This window comes from Streptomyces sp. NPDC086787 (assembly GCF_044745865.1).
GTDB lineage: Bacteria > Actinomycetota > Actinomycetes > Streptomycetales > Streptomycetaceae > Streptomyces.
The window spans coordinates 418,008-434,344 of record NZ_JBIVBC010000002.1 but is presented as its reverse complement, the minus strand read 5'-3'; the positions used below and the strand labels follow the sequence as shown (position 1 = coordinate 434,344).

Genomic DNA, 16,337 nt, shown 5'->3' with positions numbered 1-16,337 from the left:
CGCCTTTCTCAACTCACCGTGGCGGTCGTGCTGTTGGGCGCTGACAGGGTGTTTGCCGAACCGATGCCAGTGACCTGGTCGCGGGCGTCGGGCATGTCCACGGCGGGGTTGCCGCCCCACCGCGCGAGGGAGGGGACTTCCTCGCCCTTCATGAGGAAGGAGTCGGCGGCCAGTACGGCGCCGTCCCCCATCGTCACGCCGTAGTGCACATGGGAGCCGACGCCGAGGGTGCAGCCGGGTCCGAGGACGGTGACGTCGGACTTGAAGGTGCCGTCCTCCTGCGAGTGGCACTGGATCTTGCTGCCCGCGTTGAGCGTGCAGCCGTCGCCGATGGTGGCGAGGGTCCGCTCCGTCAGATAGCAGCCGTCGTCGAACACCCTGCTGCCGATACGGACGCCCAGCAGCCGCCAGATCAGGCTCTTGAAGGGGGTCCCGTTGAACACGGCGAGGTGCCGGTCCGGAACCTTCCACAGGCGTTCGTGCCACCAGAAGTAGGGGTCGTAGATGGAGCACAGCCTGGGGCGCAGCGACCGGAAGGAGGTGATGCAGCGCTCCAGCAGCACGTAGTACAGGGCGGAGAAGGCGAGGGTGAAGGCCAGGTACCCGGCGATCACCACATGTCCGAGTACGCCGTACAGGTCGACGGTGGCCAGGCCGAACAGGGTGAGCGCAAAGGTGAAGAGCCAGCGCACGAACAGCATGAGGGCCATCGACCGGAGGTTGTAGCGGTTCTTGGCGGCGAGGCGGTGGCGCAGGGTGTCGCCGGTTCTGAGGTCGTCGAACCGGGTGTCCCTTTCCACGGTCCGCGGGATCTCGAAGCAGGGTGAGCCGAGCAGGCCCACACCCTGGCGGAGCTCGCCGTCGAGGGGGATCATCACCTTCGTCGCGAGGAGGCAGTTGTCGCCGGTCCGGCCGCCCGCGGGGTAGGCGATGTTGTTGCCGAGGAAGTTGTAGGGGCCGATCGACACCCGGGAGATCTTGAAGGACGTGCTGGAGTAGTCCGCGTTCACGATGGAGAGTCCGTCGGCCACCATCGTTCCGCTGCCGACCGAGACCAGGTAAGGGGTCTCGTGCTGTACCTCGGTACCGAAGTTCGAGCCCGTCTGCTCGACCTTCGACAGGTCGTAACCGATTCCGCGCAGGTAGTACACGATGAAGGAGCTGTCGCCGAAGAGCCAGGCGAAGAACCTGACGTTCGTCATGCGGACCGTGGCCTGGTGCAGCGCGTAGTGGAATCCGTAGAGCGGGTAGGTCCGGTCGGGCTTGATGAACAGCTGCACCACGCGCGGCAGGGTGCAGAGCGCGAACAGGCCGAGGACGACGAATCCGAGGAACATGCCGGCGGACAGCAGCAGCGCGTCGGTGAGCAGCGCGCCCACGGTGGGCCTGACCGCGTCCGGACCGATGCGGGAACCGAGCGCCGGGACCTGGGTGAAGAGCATGTACAGTCCGCCGATCGCGAGCGGAATGTAGAGCAGGAACAGCTGGACCAGGGTGACCAGGCCGTACCAGGTCCGGCGCAGGGTGCCACTCTTCGCCGGGGGGACCCTGATGTGCTCGATGTCCGTGGGCTCGGCCGGGGAGCCGTGGCGGTGCTCGCCCGCCGGGATCGACTGGCCGCGGTGCAGGGCGGACGAGTGGCCGAGCTGTGCTCCGTCGCCCATCGACGTGTCGATGTCGAGGACCGTCTTCTCGCCGATGAACACCTCACGGCCGAGGGTGATCCGGCCGGTCTGGATGCGTCCGGCGTGTGCCCGGTAGCAGAGCAGGAAGGCGTCCTTGCGGATCACTGTTCCGGCGCCGATGGTGAGGAGGTCGGTGCAGACCGGAAGGGTGCGGGAGAGGATCGTGACTCCCTTGCCGACCCGTGCGCCCAGTGCCCGCAGGTACAGGTTGTACAGCGGATTTCCGGCGAGGAAAACCATCGGATTTCCGTGCAGCAGTACCTTGACGAGCCAGAACCGAATATAGGCCGCGCCCCAGACGGGGAATTCTCCGGGCTTCCAGCGGCCGATGAGAATCCATTTCGCGGCGATCGGGAAGGCGCAGAGGAGGAAGAATCCTATTCCTCCGAACACCACTGCACGCTGATAGGTGGCGAAGACACCCGGGGCTTCTTCGATCCAGTTGTAACCGCGGGTGGAAACGACTCCGAAGACAAAGGAGTATGCCAGGAAGATCAGCAACTGGACGGTTCCGCAGAGGGAATGGACCAGTCTGCTCGGCAGTTTCACCGGCTCCGGCGGAGTCTGCTCGGCCAGAAGAGCGGCGGCGGTCGACGGCACATCCGCTGCGACAGACGCGGCGGGTACCTCGGCGAGCGCCTCGGCGAGCGCCTCGATCGTCGGGTACCGGTAGATGTCCTTCATCGACGCGGACGGCAGGTCGGGTATCTTCCTGACCCGTGCGCAGAATTGCGCCATCACGAGAGAATTCGCACCGAGATCGTTGAAGAAATGACTGTCGACCGCAACGCTCTGCGCGTTTGTGACGTCGGCGAGCACTTCCGCGAACCGGTGGGCGACCGTAGTGTCAGGCCCCGATATATGGACCCCGGAGGACTGCTCCATCATCCGACCCTCCTGGAGGACGTTTCGACAGGGCCGTGTTTTCATTCCTGATCACGAACCGTGGGTTCAGTCTCGGTCGCCGGAGGTCACGTTGCCACTCCGAAACGTCGGTGCGGAAAGGCCGCCCCGGGCGACGGGCCCGTGTTCTCCGGGTCCCGCACGGCTGACGGCGCCCCGGAGATCACCCGGATGGCCGTCCGCCCAGTGAGACGGACATGCCGCCCGGTGGAGCAATCGCCGGTGCGTCGGGGCCGGGCGCCGCAGGGTGGACGCGTCGCTGCGATCTTGTCCGGGAGTTCGGTGTGCACAGGCTGCGTCAGTGGGACCGTCGCGAGTCCCTGACCGGCGGCGAGGACGGCCGGGCGCGGCCCTCCGAGCCTGCCTGGTTGCGCTGGCTGCCGGTGCTCTACGTGGCGGGACTCCTGGTCCTGGAGCCGATCACGCCGGTGCAGTGGCCGGTCAGCTTCATCCTGATCGCCCTGCCCGTGGTGGCCGCCTTCTCGCACGGGCCCGCGATCGTGGCGCTGACCACCGTCTTCGCCATCGTCTTCCTGGGGGTCCTGGCCGGCACCCCGTGCTGTGCGGGCCGTGAGGTCGGCTATCTGTGGGACCGGCACTATGTGGCCGCCTACATCTGTACGGCCCTGGTGGGTGCCCTCGGCACGATCCTGGCAGCGCACCGGGTGCGCCGGGAGCGCACGCTGGCGGACGTGCGGTTCGTGGCCGAGATCGCGCAGCGCGTGCTCCTGCGACCGGTGCCGCAGCGCATCGGCGAGCTGCTGCTGGAGAGCCTGTACCTCTCCGCCGCCGCGGAGGCGCAGATCGGCGGTGACCTGTTCGAGGTCGTGCCCACCCCCTACGGGGTGCGCCTGCTCATCGGTGACGTCCGCGGCAAGGGCCTGCTGGCGGTGGAGACCGCCGCCACGCTGCTGGGTGCGTTCCGTGAGGCGGCGCACGACGAACCCGACCTGCCCACGCTCGCGGGCCGGGTGGAGACCAGCATGCTGCGCAGGGCCGAGCAGCTCTCCGGCAGCGAGGTGGGCGAGCGGTTCGTCACCGCCGTGTTCGCGGAGGTCCCGGTCGACGAGCACGTCGTGCGCATCGTCAACTGTGGTCATCCGCCGCCGCTGCGTATCCGCCCGGGAGATGTGTGCGAGCTGGACCGTGGGCGGTCGGCTCCGCCACTGAACCTCGGGATGCTCGTCGGCGAGCCGTACTACGTGGACGTGTACACCTTCCGGCCCGGTGACCAGATGTTGCTCTACACGGACGGGGTCACGGAGACCCGCTCGCCGGACGGTGAGTTCTACCCGCTGGTCGACCGCGTCCGCTCCTGGGGGCCACTGCCGCCGTGGGAGCTGCTGGAGCGGCTGCACCTGGATCTGCTGGACTACAGCGACAGCCGGCTGGACGACGACACGGCCGCGCTCTCCGTGTTCCTCCTGTCGGACGGGACGGACGACCCCGACGACGCGGAGTCGGTCTGGGTGGAGTGAGGGGCGGCCCGTGTGCCGGGCCGCCCCTCACCGTTCACTGTGCCATCGCTGTGCCGGGTCAGCCGTCGATGCGGTGCGTGGTCCAGAACGAGGTCAGGTCCGTGGTGGTAGCGGCCTGCGCCGCCGCCTTGAACTCGGCCGTGGTCGAGACGCCGTACCAGTGCGAAGTGGCGTAGTCCTTCAGCACCTTGGCCATCGCGGTGTCACCGAGGACACGTCGAAGGTCGTGCAGGGCGCACTTGCCGTAGTTGTAGACGACGGTGGAGTAGCGGGACGAGTGGGCGTCCCAGTAGGCCATCGAGTTGGTGATCTTCTCCGCCGACGACGCCCAGGAGACGCTGTTCCAGCAGCCGGCTCCGGTCTTGTTCAGGGCGAGGTCGGTGGCGTAGTCGGTGAACGCCTCGTCCAGCCAGGGGTTGTTGTACTCGTCGTCGCCGACGATGCCGTAGAACCACTGGTGGCCGATCTCGTGGGTGAGCGCCGTGGTGCTCACCAGGTCTAGGACGAACCCGGGATACTCCATGCCGCCGAACCAGAAGCTGTTGTCGATCACCGCGTCGAGTTCGCCGTACGGATAGGCGCCGAAGCGTGCCGCGTGGGCGTCCACGGCGGTCTTCGCGGTACTGAGCATCGACTGGGCGCTGGAGGAGCTGATGCCCGTGACGGAGTAGATGTTCACCGGAACGCCGCCGGCCGAGTTGCCGGAGATCTTCGTGAACGGCCCGGCGCCCCAGGCGAAGTCGCGGACCTTGGTGGCCGTGGCGGTGGTGACCGTACGGCCGCTGGAGCCGGGGGTGTCGACCGAGGTGCCGGTGGCGGGGACCAGCAGGCTGCTGGGGTGGTCGAGGGTCACCCTGAAGTCGGCGGCCAGGGAGTAGAACGACTCGCCGTTGTTGGTGTACGGGTCGAGGTGCCAGCCGGAGCCGTCCTTGACGGCGAGGACGGGCAGGGCGTTGCCGATGAAGCTGAACGCCCCGTCGTAGCCGAAGCGGTCGGCGCCGCTCGGGACGGTGATGCCCAGGTCGAAGCCGATCGTGGCGGTCTGTCCCTGGGCCAGCGGGGTCGGCAGGTCGATCCTGAGCGCCGTGCAGGCGACGGAGAGGGCGCCCGCGGTGCCGCCGGTGACGTTGGTGACGGTGATCGGCGGGGCGGAGCAGGTGCCGTGGTAGTTGTCCCACAGCCGCAGATAGACCTCGGTCAGCGGCGCCGCGGCCGCATTGGTGAACGACGCGCTCTCATGCCCGGTCCACACCCTGCCGTTGGCGTCGCTGCTCAGGCTGACGGTGTAGGCCGGCGCGGCCGGGGTCCGGGTGGAGTCTGCCGGGGGCGTGCTGCCGCCCGAGGTGTCGAGCGCGATGTCGTCCAGAACGAAGCTCGTCTGGAGGCTGGAGTCCTCGGTTCCGGTGAAAGCGAGGGTCACCGTCTGCCCGGCGAACGACGAGACGTCGAAGGACTTCTGCACATAGCCGGTGTTCTTGTTCAGGTTCGAGTACGTCGCCAGCGTGGTGCTGCCGATCTTCGCCGTGAGCTTGTCGTACTGGGTGGACGAGGTCGTCTCGGCGGTGTCGATGTGCAGCCAGAAGGTCAGCGTGGCGGTGCTGCACCCGGACGGGACGGTGACGCTCTGCGAGAGCGTGTCCGTGCGGGTGCGGCCGGTTCCGCCCAGCCAGGCGAAGCTGCTGCCGCCGTGCGCGGTCTGACCGGTGCGGCTGGTGATGACGCTGGTCGAGGACTGGGTCCAGGGCGAAGTCCCGTTCTCGAAGCCGCCGTTGCCGACCACCTGGGCCGGAGTGCAGTCGGCGGCGCGGGGTGCGGCGGGCGGCTGCGCCGCCGCCGGGGTGGCGGGCAGTGCGGCGACAGCCAGCGCGAGGGCCGCGAGCGTGCTCGCGACGATGCCCTTGTGGGGGGTCGATCTCACACGAAACTCCTCGGGTTACGGGTTTCGACTGAGCGTGGACGGTGCTGAGTTCGGCCACGGCCCCTGGGGACGGGGACGCGACAGACGGCAGGGTGCCAGATCTGACCGGAGCATGCCACGTTGATGCATGAAGTAACCCTCGACGCGCCGAACGGCAGGCGGTAGCCGCGGCAACGCCCAACGGACCCCCGCTTCACCTCACCGGACCTACGGGATCTCCTGCTCGGCCCAGATGACCTTGCCCCCGGCCGTGTAACGGGCGCCCCAGCGGTGGGTCAGCTGGGCCACCAGGAACAGGCCACGGCCGCCCTCGTCCGTGCTGCGGGCGTGCCTCAGCCGCGGGGCGGTGCTGCTGGCGTCGGAGACCTCGCAGGTCAGCCGTGAGTCACGGAGCATGCGCAGCCTGACGGGCGGGGTGGCGTACCGGATCGCGTTGGTGACCAGCTCACTCACGATGAGTTCGGTGGTGGTGGCGAGTTCCCCGAGCCCCCAGGCCTCCACCTGCCGGGTCGCCCCGGCGCGGATGTCACCGACGGCGGCCGGGTCCACCGGTACGTCCCAGGAGACGACGTGGTCCTCCCCGAGGATGTGAGTGCGGGTCAGAAGCAGTGCCACGTCGTCCGGTTGGGGCACGGCCACCAGTCGTCGCGCCGCTGACGTGCACAGCGTGTCGAGGTCGGAGTCCGAGTGGGAGAGCACCTCGGCGAGCCGGGCCATGCCGGACTCCATGTCGCGGTCGGCGCCCGCGATGAGGCCGTCGGTGTAGAGCCCGAGCAGACTGTTCTCGGCCAACTGGATCTCGGTGGCCTCGAACCCCATGCCGCCCAGGCCGAGCGGCGGCCCCGCGGGGGGCTCCGGGAAGTGGACCTGCCCGTCGGGTTCGACGACCACCGGGGGCGGATGTCCGGCCCGCGCCATCGCGCACCGCCCGGTGACCGGATCGTAGACGGCGTACAGGCAGGTGGCACCGAGGAAGGCGGCCGCGTTCCGGCCGCCCTCGTCGCCGACCGCCTCCTCGCTCAGCCGCAGCACCAAGTCGTCCAGGTGGGCGAGCAGTTCGTCGGGCGGCAACTCCATGTCGGCGAGGGTCTGGACGGCGGTCCGCAGTCGGCCCATGGTCGCGGCGGCGCTGATGCCGTGCCCGACCACGTCGCCGACGACAAGGCCGACTCGCGCCCCGGACAGGGGAATCACGTCGAACCAGTCGCCACCCACCCCGCCGGTGGCGTCCGCGGGCTCGTAGCAGGAGGCCACCTCCAGCGCCGTACCACCGGTCAGCGCGTGCGGCAGCAGACTGTGCTGGAGGGTGACCGCCGCCGCGTGTTCCCGGGTGTAGCGGCGGGCGTTGTCGACGCACAGCGCCGCCCGCGCCACCAGCTCCCGGGCGATCAGCACGTCGTCGGACCGGAAGGAGGCGGGGTTGAGCGACCGGGCGAAGGTGGTGAGACCGAGGGTGGTGTTGCGGGCCCGCATCGGCACGGAGATCAGCGAGTGCAGTCCGTACTTCCGGATGCTCTCCGCCCGTTCGGGCTGCTCGGTGATCCACAGCTCGTCGGCCGGGTCGAGGAGCGGGATGAGGATGGGCTCGCCCTTGACGAACAGGTCCACGCCGTACGGCGGCGGCAGGAAGTCCACCAGGTCGCCGACCTTCGCGACCGCCTCCGGGCAGCCCTCGCGCGCGGAGCTGAGCCCCGCCCGGCGCATCACCGGCCTGACCGGGGCCGGGCCCGCGTCGGTGAGCCAGGTGCCGTGCCCTTCGGTGCTGAGGACGGAGTCCAGAAGGTCGACGATGACGAAGTCCGCGAAGCGGGGAACCGCGAAGTCGGCGAGTTCCTGTGCCGTCCGCATCACGTCCAGGGTCCTGCCGATGCTGGTCCCGGCCTCGTTGACCATCGACAGGAGCCGACGGGCGTGCCAGCGCTCGGTGACGTCCTGGACCATGTAGCAGAGCCCGGTGATGGAGTTGTCGGCGTCCAGCAGGGGGAAGAAGGAAGTGGAGTAGGCGTGTTGGGCGCGCTGGTCGTTCAGGCTCCAGCCCAGGTACTCGCGGTCGGTCACCGGTTCCCCGGTCGTGAGCACCTCCCGCATCACCGCTTCGATGCTTTCCGCCTGGAGCCCCGGGAGAACCTCGCTCAGCCGGTGCCCGAGCCGCTGCTCACGCGGCACCCCGCCGAAGCGTTCCAGGGCGTCGTTCAGCCACACATGACGCAGTCGCGGATCCAGCACCGCCATGCCGACCGGCGACCGGGTCAGGAATCCGGTCAGCACCGACTCGGTGAACGCCCATTCCCTGCCCTGCTCGCGCGCGGAGAGCAGGAAGCACTCGGCCGTCCCGATGCGGAAGGACGCGGAGACCCGCAGATCGATGTCCGCCGGGTCCTGGTCACGGCGTCGTACCGACACCTGGCCGGTCCAGCTCAGTCCGGAGCGGCAGCGTTCCAGGATGCGCGAGACGCGTGCCTGGTCCACGGGCATCGCCAGCAGATGTGCCGCGGGCCGGCCGACGACGTCCGACGCCGGATGTCCGAGGAGTCTCTGAGCGCCCCTGGTCCAGCCGGTCACGACGCCGTCCGCGTCGATCACCGCCGCCGCGTCGGTGGACGCGTCGAAGTCGTCGCGCGGTGCGGCGGACGTGGCCGCCTCAGGGCCGTTTCGCGCAGAATCCATCGGTACGTCGATCCCATCCTCTACAGGACCATGGTCCTGCTTGTCCGGCCGATCCGCACGGCCCCGGGACAGGCGGACCGGACGGGTGAACGCTCTCCCGCGACACTCGCCGTTGGGCAAGCGGCCGGGACCGAGGGAGCATGGAGATACCGGGAGCCTGCCCTGGCATGCGGCACCGCCGACCGGTCGAGGAGGATCTGGGATGACAGCCGAATCCTTCGAGTCCAGCGTGGACATCCCCGGCAACGAGCCGATACGGCCGACCGGTCTGCTGGATGTGCTGAGTGTTGCCGCCGTGGTCCTGGACTCCGAAGGCCGCATCGTGTTCTGGACGCCGCAGGCCGACGAACTCTTCGGCTACACCGCCGAGGAGGCGCTGGGCAAGGAGGCCGCTCGCCTGCTGATCCACCCCGAGCACCTCCAGGCCGTGATGAGCCTGTTCGCGGAGGTGCTGACGACCGGACAGAGCTGGGCCGGCGCCTTCCCCATCCGGCACCGGGACGGCGGCACCCGGCTGATGGAGTTCCGCAACATGCGGCTCCTGAACGACCGCGGCGAGGCGTACGCCCTCGGCATCGCGGCCGACCACAACCTGCTCCAGCGCGTGGAGACCGACCTCGCCCTGTGCGAGCGACTGATCACCCAGTCGCCGATCGGCCTGGCCATGCTGGACCCGGAGCTGCGCTATCTCCTGGTCAACCCGGCGCTGGAACGCATCGACGGCACGCCCGCCGAGGCACACATCGGCCGCCATCTGCGGGAGACGCTGCCCTTCTCGGACGTCGACACCATCGAGTCGGCGCTGCGCCAGGTGCTCACCACCGGCACTCCCCTGCTCGACCAGTACCACGTGGGCCGGACCACGACCGACCCCGACCAGGACCACGCCTGGTCGCTGTCCTTCTACCGTCTGGAGGATCCCGGCGGGCGGGTGCTGGGCGCCGCCGCCTCGGTCGTGGACGTCACCGAACGGCACCGGTCCGCCACCGAGGCCGACCGGGCCCGGCGCCGCCTGGCACTGATCGCCGACGCCTCCACCCGGGTCGGCACCTCGCTGGAGGTGGAGCAGACTGCCCACGAACTGGCCGAGATCGCGATTCCCGAACTGGCGGACGTGGTCGCGGTGGACATCCTCGACGCCGCCCTGGCCTGCCGCGACCGCCGCAGACCCGACAACGGGCCGGAGCTCTTCCGCGCGCTCGCGCTCAAGGCGGCCCGACCCACCGTGGCCCTCCAGGCCGCCGACCGCCCGGGTGACCTGGCCACCTACGAAGGGGACCGCCTGGTCACCCTCTGTGTGCACACCGGCAGACCGGTCCTGGTCCGGGAGGTGGGCGACGACGACCTGCGGCGCATCGCACGCAGTCCCGAGGCATCCGAACTGCTGGCCCGGGCCGGTGTCCACTCGTATCTCGCGGTGCCGCTGATCGCGCACGGCGAGGTGCTCGGCGCCCTCGACCTCAAGCGCACCGTCAACCCGATCCCGTTCGACCAGGACGACGTGGTCCTGGCCAGCGAGCTGGCCAGCCGGGCCGCCATGTCCATCGACAACGCCCGCTGGTTCCAGAGCGTCCGCAACACCGCCCTGACCCTCCAGCGCAGCCTGCTGCCCAACCACTCGCCGGAGCACACCGGGCTGGAACTGGCCTCCCGCTACCACCCCGCCCAGGCCACCAGCGAGGTCGGCGGTGACTGGTACGACGTGATCCCGCTGACCGGCGACAGGACCGCACTGGTCGTCGGGGACGTCATGGGCAACGGCATCGACGCCGCCGCGACCATGGGCCGGCTGCGCACGGCCACCTGCGCCTACGCGGACCTGGACCTGCCTCCGAGCGCGGTGCTCCAGCATCTCGACAAGATCACCTGCGATCTGGAGCACTACATCGTCACGTGTCTCTACGCGGTGTACGACCCGTACACGCGCGAGTGCCAGATCGCCAACGCCGGGCACATGCCACCCGCGCTGGCCCACCCCGACCGGGCCCCGGTGCTGCTCGACCTGCCTCCGGGGGCCCCGCTCGGCGTGGGCGGTGTGCCCTTCGAGACCACGACGGCGGAGCTCGGCCGCGGCGATCTGCTGGTCCTGTACACGGACGGCCTGGTGGAGACCCGGCACCACCCGATCGACGATCGCCTGAGCATGTTGCTGACCTTCCTCGACGATCCCGGGCGACCTCTGGAGGAGACCTGCGATCTCCTGCTGAACGGTCTGCGCCATCCCGACGACCACGACGACGTCGCCCTGCTGGTCGCCCGGACACTGTGACGGTTCGTCCTCCGTGATGTGACGGTTCGTCCATTGGAGCGCTTCTCGGGGGCACGCGATCGGTTCATATGACCTCCGGCCGTGTCCCCAGCCATAGTGCGGCCATGAAGATCACGCCCGCCGTCCTCGCCCTGGCTCTCGCCGGAGCGGGCGCGATCACCGCCGCCGTCGTCCTCGGCGCGCCCGCTCCCGCTCCCCGCGGGGACCACCGCTCCCCCGTCCCGGGCCCCTCCGGCGAGAGGCCGTCCCCGGGCGCCCCCGGCATCGGCGACCCGCTCGCACCGCTCGACGGCAACACCGGGTACACGGTCCGCCGCTACACGCTCGACTTCGACTGGCGGGCACCCAGGACGCCGTTCGAGGCGCGTACGACGATCAGCGCCACCGCCACCCAGGCCCTGTCCCGCTTCGACCTGGACTTCGCGGGAAACACCCTGCGCACGGTCACCGTGGACGGGGCTCCGGCGGCCGCCGTGCGTGACGGGGACGAACTCGTCGTCACCCCCGCGAAGCCGGTCCCGCGCGGCAGGGCGTTCACCGTCCGGGTCGCCTACACCGCCGACCCGACGCGGCAACGACACCGCGACGACGCGATCCAGGACTACGGCTGGGTGCCCACGGCCGACGGAACCCTGGTGTGCGCACAGCCCGACGGCGCCAAGATGATCTTCCCGGTGAACGACCACCCGAGCCTGCGGGCCCCGATCACCTTCCGCGTCACCACGCCCGCGGGCCTCACCGCGGTGGCCAACGGCCGGCTCACCGAGCGGGTGGAGCTGCCCGAGGGACGCGTCCGGTGGACGTACGACTCCGAGGAGCCGGTCGCGGCGCAGCTGGTGCAGCTGGCCATCGGGAGGTTCACCGTCGTCGACGGCACCGGACCGCACGGCCTGGCCCTGCGAGACGTGGTCCCCGGCCCTCTGGTGGCCGACACCGAGGCGTACCGCGCCCTCACCCCGGAGCATCTGAGCTGGCTGGAGCAGCGGCTCGGGCCGTACCCGTTCCGCCGCTACGGCGTCCTGGTCGGCGACACCGACCTGCCGGTGGCGCTGGAGACGCAGTCGCTGTCCGTGGTGCCCGGGGCCCGGCTGCTGGGCGACCGGGTGGACGCCGAACGGGACCTCGTGCACGAGCTGACCCACCACTGGACCGGCGACAGCGTCGCCATCCGGCGCTGGTCCGACCTGTGGCTGAGCGAAGGGCACGCCCGCTTCTACGAGCGTCTCTACTCCGACACCCACGGCGGCCCCGGCCTCGAAGAGGCGATGCGGGCGGCGTACGAGGAGCACGACCAGTGGCGGCACGACGACGGGGCACCCGCCGAACCCACCGCGCCGGGCCTGTTCCGGAGCATCCGGTACGACGGCTCGGCACTGGTGCTCCTTGCCCTGCGGGAGAAGGTGGGCGAGGACACCTTCGGGCGGATCGAACGGGCCTGGGTGACCAGGTACCGGGGCCGTGCGGCGGGCACCCGGGACTTCGTCGCTCTCGCCTCCGAGGTCGCGGGCCAGGACCTGACGCCGTTTCTGACGCCGTGGCTGTACGGCCCACGCACCCCGCCCATGCCGGGGCACCCCGACTGGCGGACGGACCCGGTCCAGGACTGAGTGTCAGACCACCGGTGCCGGACGGCACTTGGTGCCGCCGACCGGGTGGCCTGTGCCGGGTGGCTGGTCCAGGCCGGTGACGCTCGGCGCGACGGGGCATCGCGGGCACGGAATCGTACAAGGGGTGGCGTAAGGGGCAACTGTCTTGTCCTGGCCGCGTCCTGCACTGAGACGAGCCCGGTTGGAGACACCCGCAATGAAAAAACGCTTCGCCCACCGTGTCCCCAGCGCCGTCCGCAAGCATCGCCGGATGGTCGTCGTGACCGCCTCGGCGGCCCTCATGGCCCCGCTGCTGGCCCCGCTGCTGACCGGCACGCACGAGGTGCCTGCCGACCGCCGTATGGAGAACGACTTCACCACCGCCTCGGACGAGTACCACGTGCCGCGCAGCGTGCTCCTGGGCGTGGCCTACCTCCAGTCGCGCTGGGACTCGCACGGCGGCGCGCCGAGCGTCGGCGGCGGCTACGGCCCGATGCATCTGGTGGACGCCCGGCTGGCCCAGAGCCCGTCACCGGAGACACCACAGCCCGACGGCGCGCTGGCCCTCGCCGGGCCTACCGCCGCGCCCGCGCCGAAGTCGGCGGGCGGCCGCTCCGAGCAGCTCTCCGGCCTCCAGCGGGCCGCCCGGCTGACCGGCACCCCGGAGAACCGGCTGCGCACGGACATCGGCGCCAACGTCCGCGGCGGGGCCGCGCTGCTGGCGGACACCCAGCGGCGGCTCGGCAAGCCGCTCAGCGACGACCCCGCCGACTGGTGGGACGCCGTGGCCCGCTTCCCGGGCATCTCGGACACCGCTTCGGCGGCGGCGTTCGCCAACGACGTCTTCGGGGTGATCCACAGCGGGGCCCGCCGCACCACGGACGCCGGACAGTCCGTCACCCTGCCCGCCAGCCCGGACGTCCGGCCCCGCGGAGCGGGGTCCGGCCAGTCGAAGGACGTCGAGTGCCCGCGCGAACTGGTCTGCTCCTGGCTCAGCGCGCCCTACACACAGATCAACGAGGACGAGTACGGCAACCACGACCTCGGCGACCGGCCCAGGGACCAGAAGATCGAGTACATCGTCATCCACGACACCGAGGCGAGCCTGCGGTCGATGTTCCAGACCGTGCAGGACCCCACGGAGGCGTCATGGCACTACTCGATCCGGTCCAGCGACGGCCATGTCACCCAGCACATCAAGACGAAGGACTCGGCCTGGCACTCGGGCAACCAGTTCGTCAACGCCCGCTCCATCGGCATCGAGCACGAAGGTTTCCTCAAGCAGCCCGACGCCTGGTACACGGAGCAGATGTACCAGTCCTCGGCCCGCCTGGTGCGCTACCTCGCCAAGAAGTACCACGTCCCGCTCGACCGGCAGCACATCTTCGGCCACGACAACGTGCCGGCACCGACGGACGACTCGATCCCGGACATGCACGACGACCCGGGCCCGTACTGGGACTGGCGGCACTACTTCGACCTGCTCGGCGCACCCCTGAAGGCGACGGCCGGGGCGGACAGCCCGATCGTGACCGTGCTGCCGGACTACGCCTCGCACAAGCCGCGGTTCAGCGGCTGCGCCAAGGACGGCGCGACGTGTTCACCGCACGGATCCAGCGCCGTGCGGCTGTACACCGAGCCGTCCGAGAACGCCCCGCTGATCCAGGACCCGGGCCGGCACCCGGAGGGCGATGACTCCACGGAGGACGTGAACGACCTCGGTTCACGGGTCTCCGCCGGCCAGTCCTACGCGGTCGCCGAGCGGCGCGGCGACTGGACCGCGATCTGGTTCCAGGGGGAGAAGGCCTGGTTCCGGAACCCGAAGGGGGCCCCGACGGCGGTCGGCGCGGCGGGCCGGATGGTGACCCCCAAGGAGGGCCTGAGCGAGGTCCCCGTCTACGGCCGGGCCCTCCCGGAGGCGGCCGCCTACCCGCCGGGGGTCACCGAGCCGGACGACTCACCGCTTCCGTACACCCTCGACGCCGGGCAGCGGTATGTGACCACGGCCCGCCTGACCGGCTCCTATGTCGACAGGTCGGTCTTCCAGTACACACCGGGCCCGGTGGTGAAGGGTCAGGAGCAGTACTACGAGATCCAGTTGGGCCACCGGCTCGCCTATGTCAGGGCGAGCGACGTGGACGTGGTGGAGGGTCCCGCCCTGGCGGGCCCCGAGAGCGGAACGGAGAAACGTTCCGGCAGGTGAGCGGCCGTGCCCGGACTCCGTCCCGGTCCATTGTCAGTGCCGTCCCCTATGTTTCGATCATCGAGGGGCGCACCGCGGGACGGTCGCGCCCGTGGGGTCGTACGTGCTGTACGCGGGAGGGACCGGGCGTGGTGGAGACGACGTATCTGGAGCTGTCCGAGGACGACGGCGGGGCGCACAAGTTCTACGAGGTGACGGTGGACGGGACCGCTGTCACCGTGCGCTACGGCCGGATCGGCGCCGCGGGGCAGATGCAGTCGTCGTCGTTCGCGACCGAGGCCAAGGCGCGGGCGGCGGCGGCGAAGAAGATCGACCAGAAGGCCCGCAAGGGGTACGCGGCGGCGGTGCCCGGTCACCGTGCCCCCCGTGCCGTGACCCGGCGTCAGGTCAGCTCGGCGCCGTCCACCGCGCGCGCCACGGCACCGGTGCTGTGGCGCTTCCGCACCGGCTCGGCCGCCTTCGGCATCCATGTCGACGAGGACCGGGTCTGGGTGGGCAACCAGGCGGGCGATGTGTACAACCTGGGCCACGACGGCGAGGTGCTGGCACGCTACCGGCTGCCCGACGGGGTGAAGTGCCTGGTGGCCGACGACTTCTGGATCTACGCGGGGTGCGACGACGGCCGGGTCTACGACCTGTCCTCGAAGCTGCCCTTCGCCGCCTACGAGATCGCGCCGGACGTCGACATCTTCTGGCTGGACATCCATGAGGGCGTGCTGAACGTCTCGGACGAGTCGGGCGGTCTGACCGTGATCGACCACGAGGACGAACACCAGTGGTCGCGGCGGTCCTCCGGCCGTTCGGGCTGGATGGTGCGGGCGGACGAACAGACCGTCTACCACGGGCACGGCGGCGGTGTGACGGCCTACGCGCCGGACGGCAGCGGACAGTTGTGGCACACCGACACCCGTGGTGGCGTGCTGTTCGGCTGGCAGGAGGCCACGTCGGTGTACGCGGGGACGGACCGCCATGTGGTCGAGCGCCTGTCGAAGGCGACCGGCCGGGTCGAGGGCGTGTACGCCTGCGACGGCGTGGTGTACTCGTGCGCCACCGCCCCGGACGGCCGCTATGTCTTCGCCGGTGACAACGCCTCCTCGGTGTACTGCTTCGACGCGTCCGGCACCCGGCTGTGGAAGCTGCGCACGGGCAACGGCTCCGCGCTGTCGATGCAGTACTTCGACGAGCGGCTGTATCTGGTGACCACGGACGGGTCGCTGGTGTGCGTGGACACCTCGGAGGCGGCCATCTCGGCAGCCCAGCGGGGCTCGCTGCCGGTCGCGGTCGACGTGAAGTCGGCGGCGGCCCTGCCCACCTACGACCCGGCGAGGTCGGTGTCGGCCCTGGCCACCGTGAGCGCTCCCCCGGCCGGCGGGGTGGTGGTCGAGTGTGTCCAGCAGGCCGGGCGACTGCGGGTCCATGTGCTGTCCGAGGGCTACGAGCAGGGCTGGAACGTGCAGTTCCCGCGCGAGGTCCGCGAGGCAGGGGCGCGCTATGTGGTCGACGGCGTCCACGCCGCGGTCGGCGGTTTCTACCGGGTGCGGGGAGAGATACGCCGGGTGCGGTGAGCCGTACGGGTCGCGCCGCGGTCCCGGTGGGCCACGGCGCCCGCGGTGCCGCCCCCGTACCGG

The 16,337-nt window shown here is 70.3% G+C and carries 8 protein-coding genes; 5 read left to right on the top strand and 3 right to left on the bottom strand.

Annotation, left to right across the window (positions count from 1 at the left end; all coding sequences use genetic code 11):
* Positions 1–8: 8 nt before the first annotated feature.
* A complete protein-coding gene (locus ACIPK3_RS08170) occupies positions 9–2,573 on the bottom strand; it encodes a Pls/PosA family non-ribosomal peptide synthetase (protein ID WP_402567320.1) in 2,565 nt (854 codons plus the stop codon).
* A 299-nt stretch (positions 2,574–2,872) separates the two neighbouring features.
* Between ACIPK3_RS08170 and ACIPK3_RS08165 the strand changes: the two genes are divergently transcribed.
* Positions 2,873–4,066 carry a PP2C family protein-serine/threonine phosphatase gene (locus ACIPK3_RS08165; RefSeq protein WP_402567318.1) on the top strand — a complete coding sequence of 398 codons (1,194 nt, stop codon included), beginning with the start codon at positions 2,873–2,875 and terminating at the stop codon, positions 4,064–4,066.
* 58 nt (positions 4,067–4,124) lie between these two features.
* On the opposite strand, the gene ACIPK3_RS08160 is transcribed toward ACIPK3_RS08165, so the two are convergent.
* Positions 4,125–5,984 (bottom strand): M1 family aminopeptidase, encoded by a 1,860-nt coding sequence (locus ACIPK3_RS08160; protein ID WP_402567316.1) that lies wholly within the window; start codon positions 5,982–5,984, stop codon positions 4,125–4,127.
* 207 nt (positions 5,985–6,191) lie between these two features.
* Positions 6,192–8,651, bottom strand: a complete 2,460-nt coding sequence (locus ACIPK3_RS08155) for a SpoIIE family protein phosphatase (protein ID WP_402567315.1) — start codon at positions 8,649–8,651, stop codon at positions 6,192–6,194.
* A 202-nt stretch (positions 8,652–8,853) separates the two neighbouring features.
* On the opposite strand from ACIPK3_RS08155, the gene ACIPK3_RS08150 reads away from it, so the two are divergent.
* The 4 genes from ACIPK3_RS08150 to ACIPK3_RS08135 all read left to right on the top strand — a co-directional run bounded on the left by ACIPK3_RS08150 (position 8,854) and on the right by ACIPK3_RS08135 (position 16,274).
* Positions 8,854–10,920, top strand: coding sequence for a SpoIIE family protein phosphatase (locus ACIPK3_RS08150; RefSeq protein ID WP_402567313.1), 2,067 nt, complete (start codon positions 8,854–8,856; stop codon positions 10,918–10,920).
* Between the two features lie 104 nt (positions 10,921–11,024).
* Positions 11,025–12,527 (top strand): M1 family metallopeptidase, encoded by a 1,503-nt coding sequence (locus ACIPK3_RS08145; RefSeq protein ID WP_402567312.1) that lies wholly within the window; start codon positions 11,025–11,027, stop codon positions 12,525–12,527.
* A 250-nt stretch (positions 12,528–12,777) separates the two neighbouring features.
* The gene (locus ACIPK3_RS08140; protein WP_402567310.1) at positions 12,778–14,709 is read left to right on the top strand and encodes an N-acetylmuramoyl-L-alanine amidase; all 1,932 of its coding nucleotides are present in this window, start codon (positions 12,778–12,780) and stop codon (positions 14,707–14,709) included.
* Between the two features lie 131 nt (positions 14,710–14,840).
* Positions 14,841–16,274, top strand: coding sequence for a WGR domain-containing protein (locus ACIPK3_RS08135; RefSeq protein WP_402567856.1), 1,434 nt, complete (start codon positions 14,841–14,843; stop codon positions 16,272–16,274).
* Positions 16,275–16,337 lie beyond the last annotated feature (63 nt).

Coding starts and splice junctions, on each gene's coding strand:
- ACIPK3_RS08170 (WP_402567320.1), bottom strand. CDS start 2,573: ATGATGGAGCAGTCCTCCGGGGTCCATATATCGGGGCCTGACACTACG.
- ACIPK3_RS08155 (WP_402567315.1), bottom strand. CDS start 8,651: ATGGATTCTGCGCGAAACGGCCCTGAGGCGGCCACGTCCGCCGCACCG.
- ACIPK3_RS08150 (WP_402567313.1), top strand. CDS start 8,854: ATGACAGCCGAATCCTTCGAGTCCAGCGTGGACATCCCCGGCAACGAG.
- ACIPK3_RS08145 (WP_402567312.1), top strand. CDS start 11,025: ATGAAGATCACGCCCGCCGTCCTCGCCCTGGCTCTCGCCGGAGCGGGC.
- ACIPK3_RS08140 (WP_402567310.1), top strand. CDS start 12,778: ATGGTCGTCGTGACCGCCTCGGCGGCCCTCATGGCCCCGCTGCTGGCC.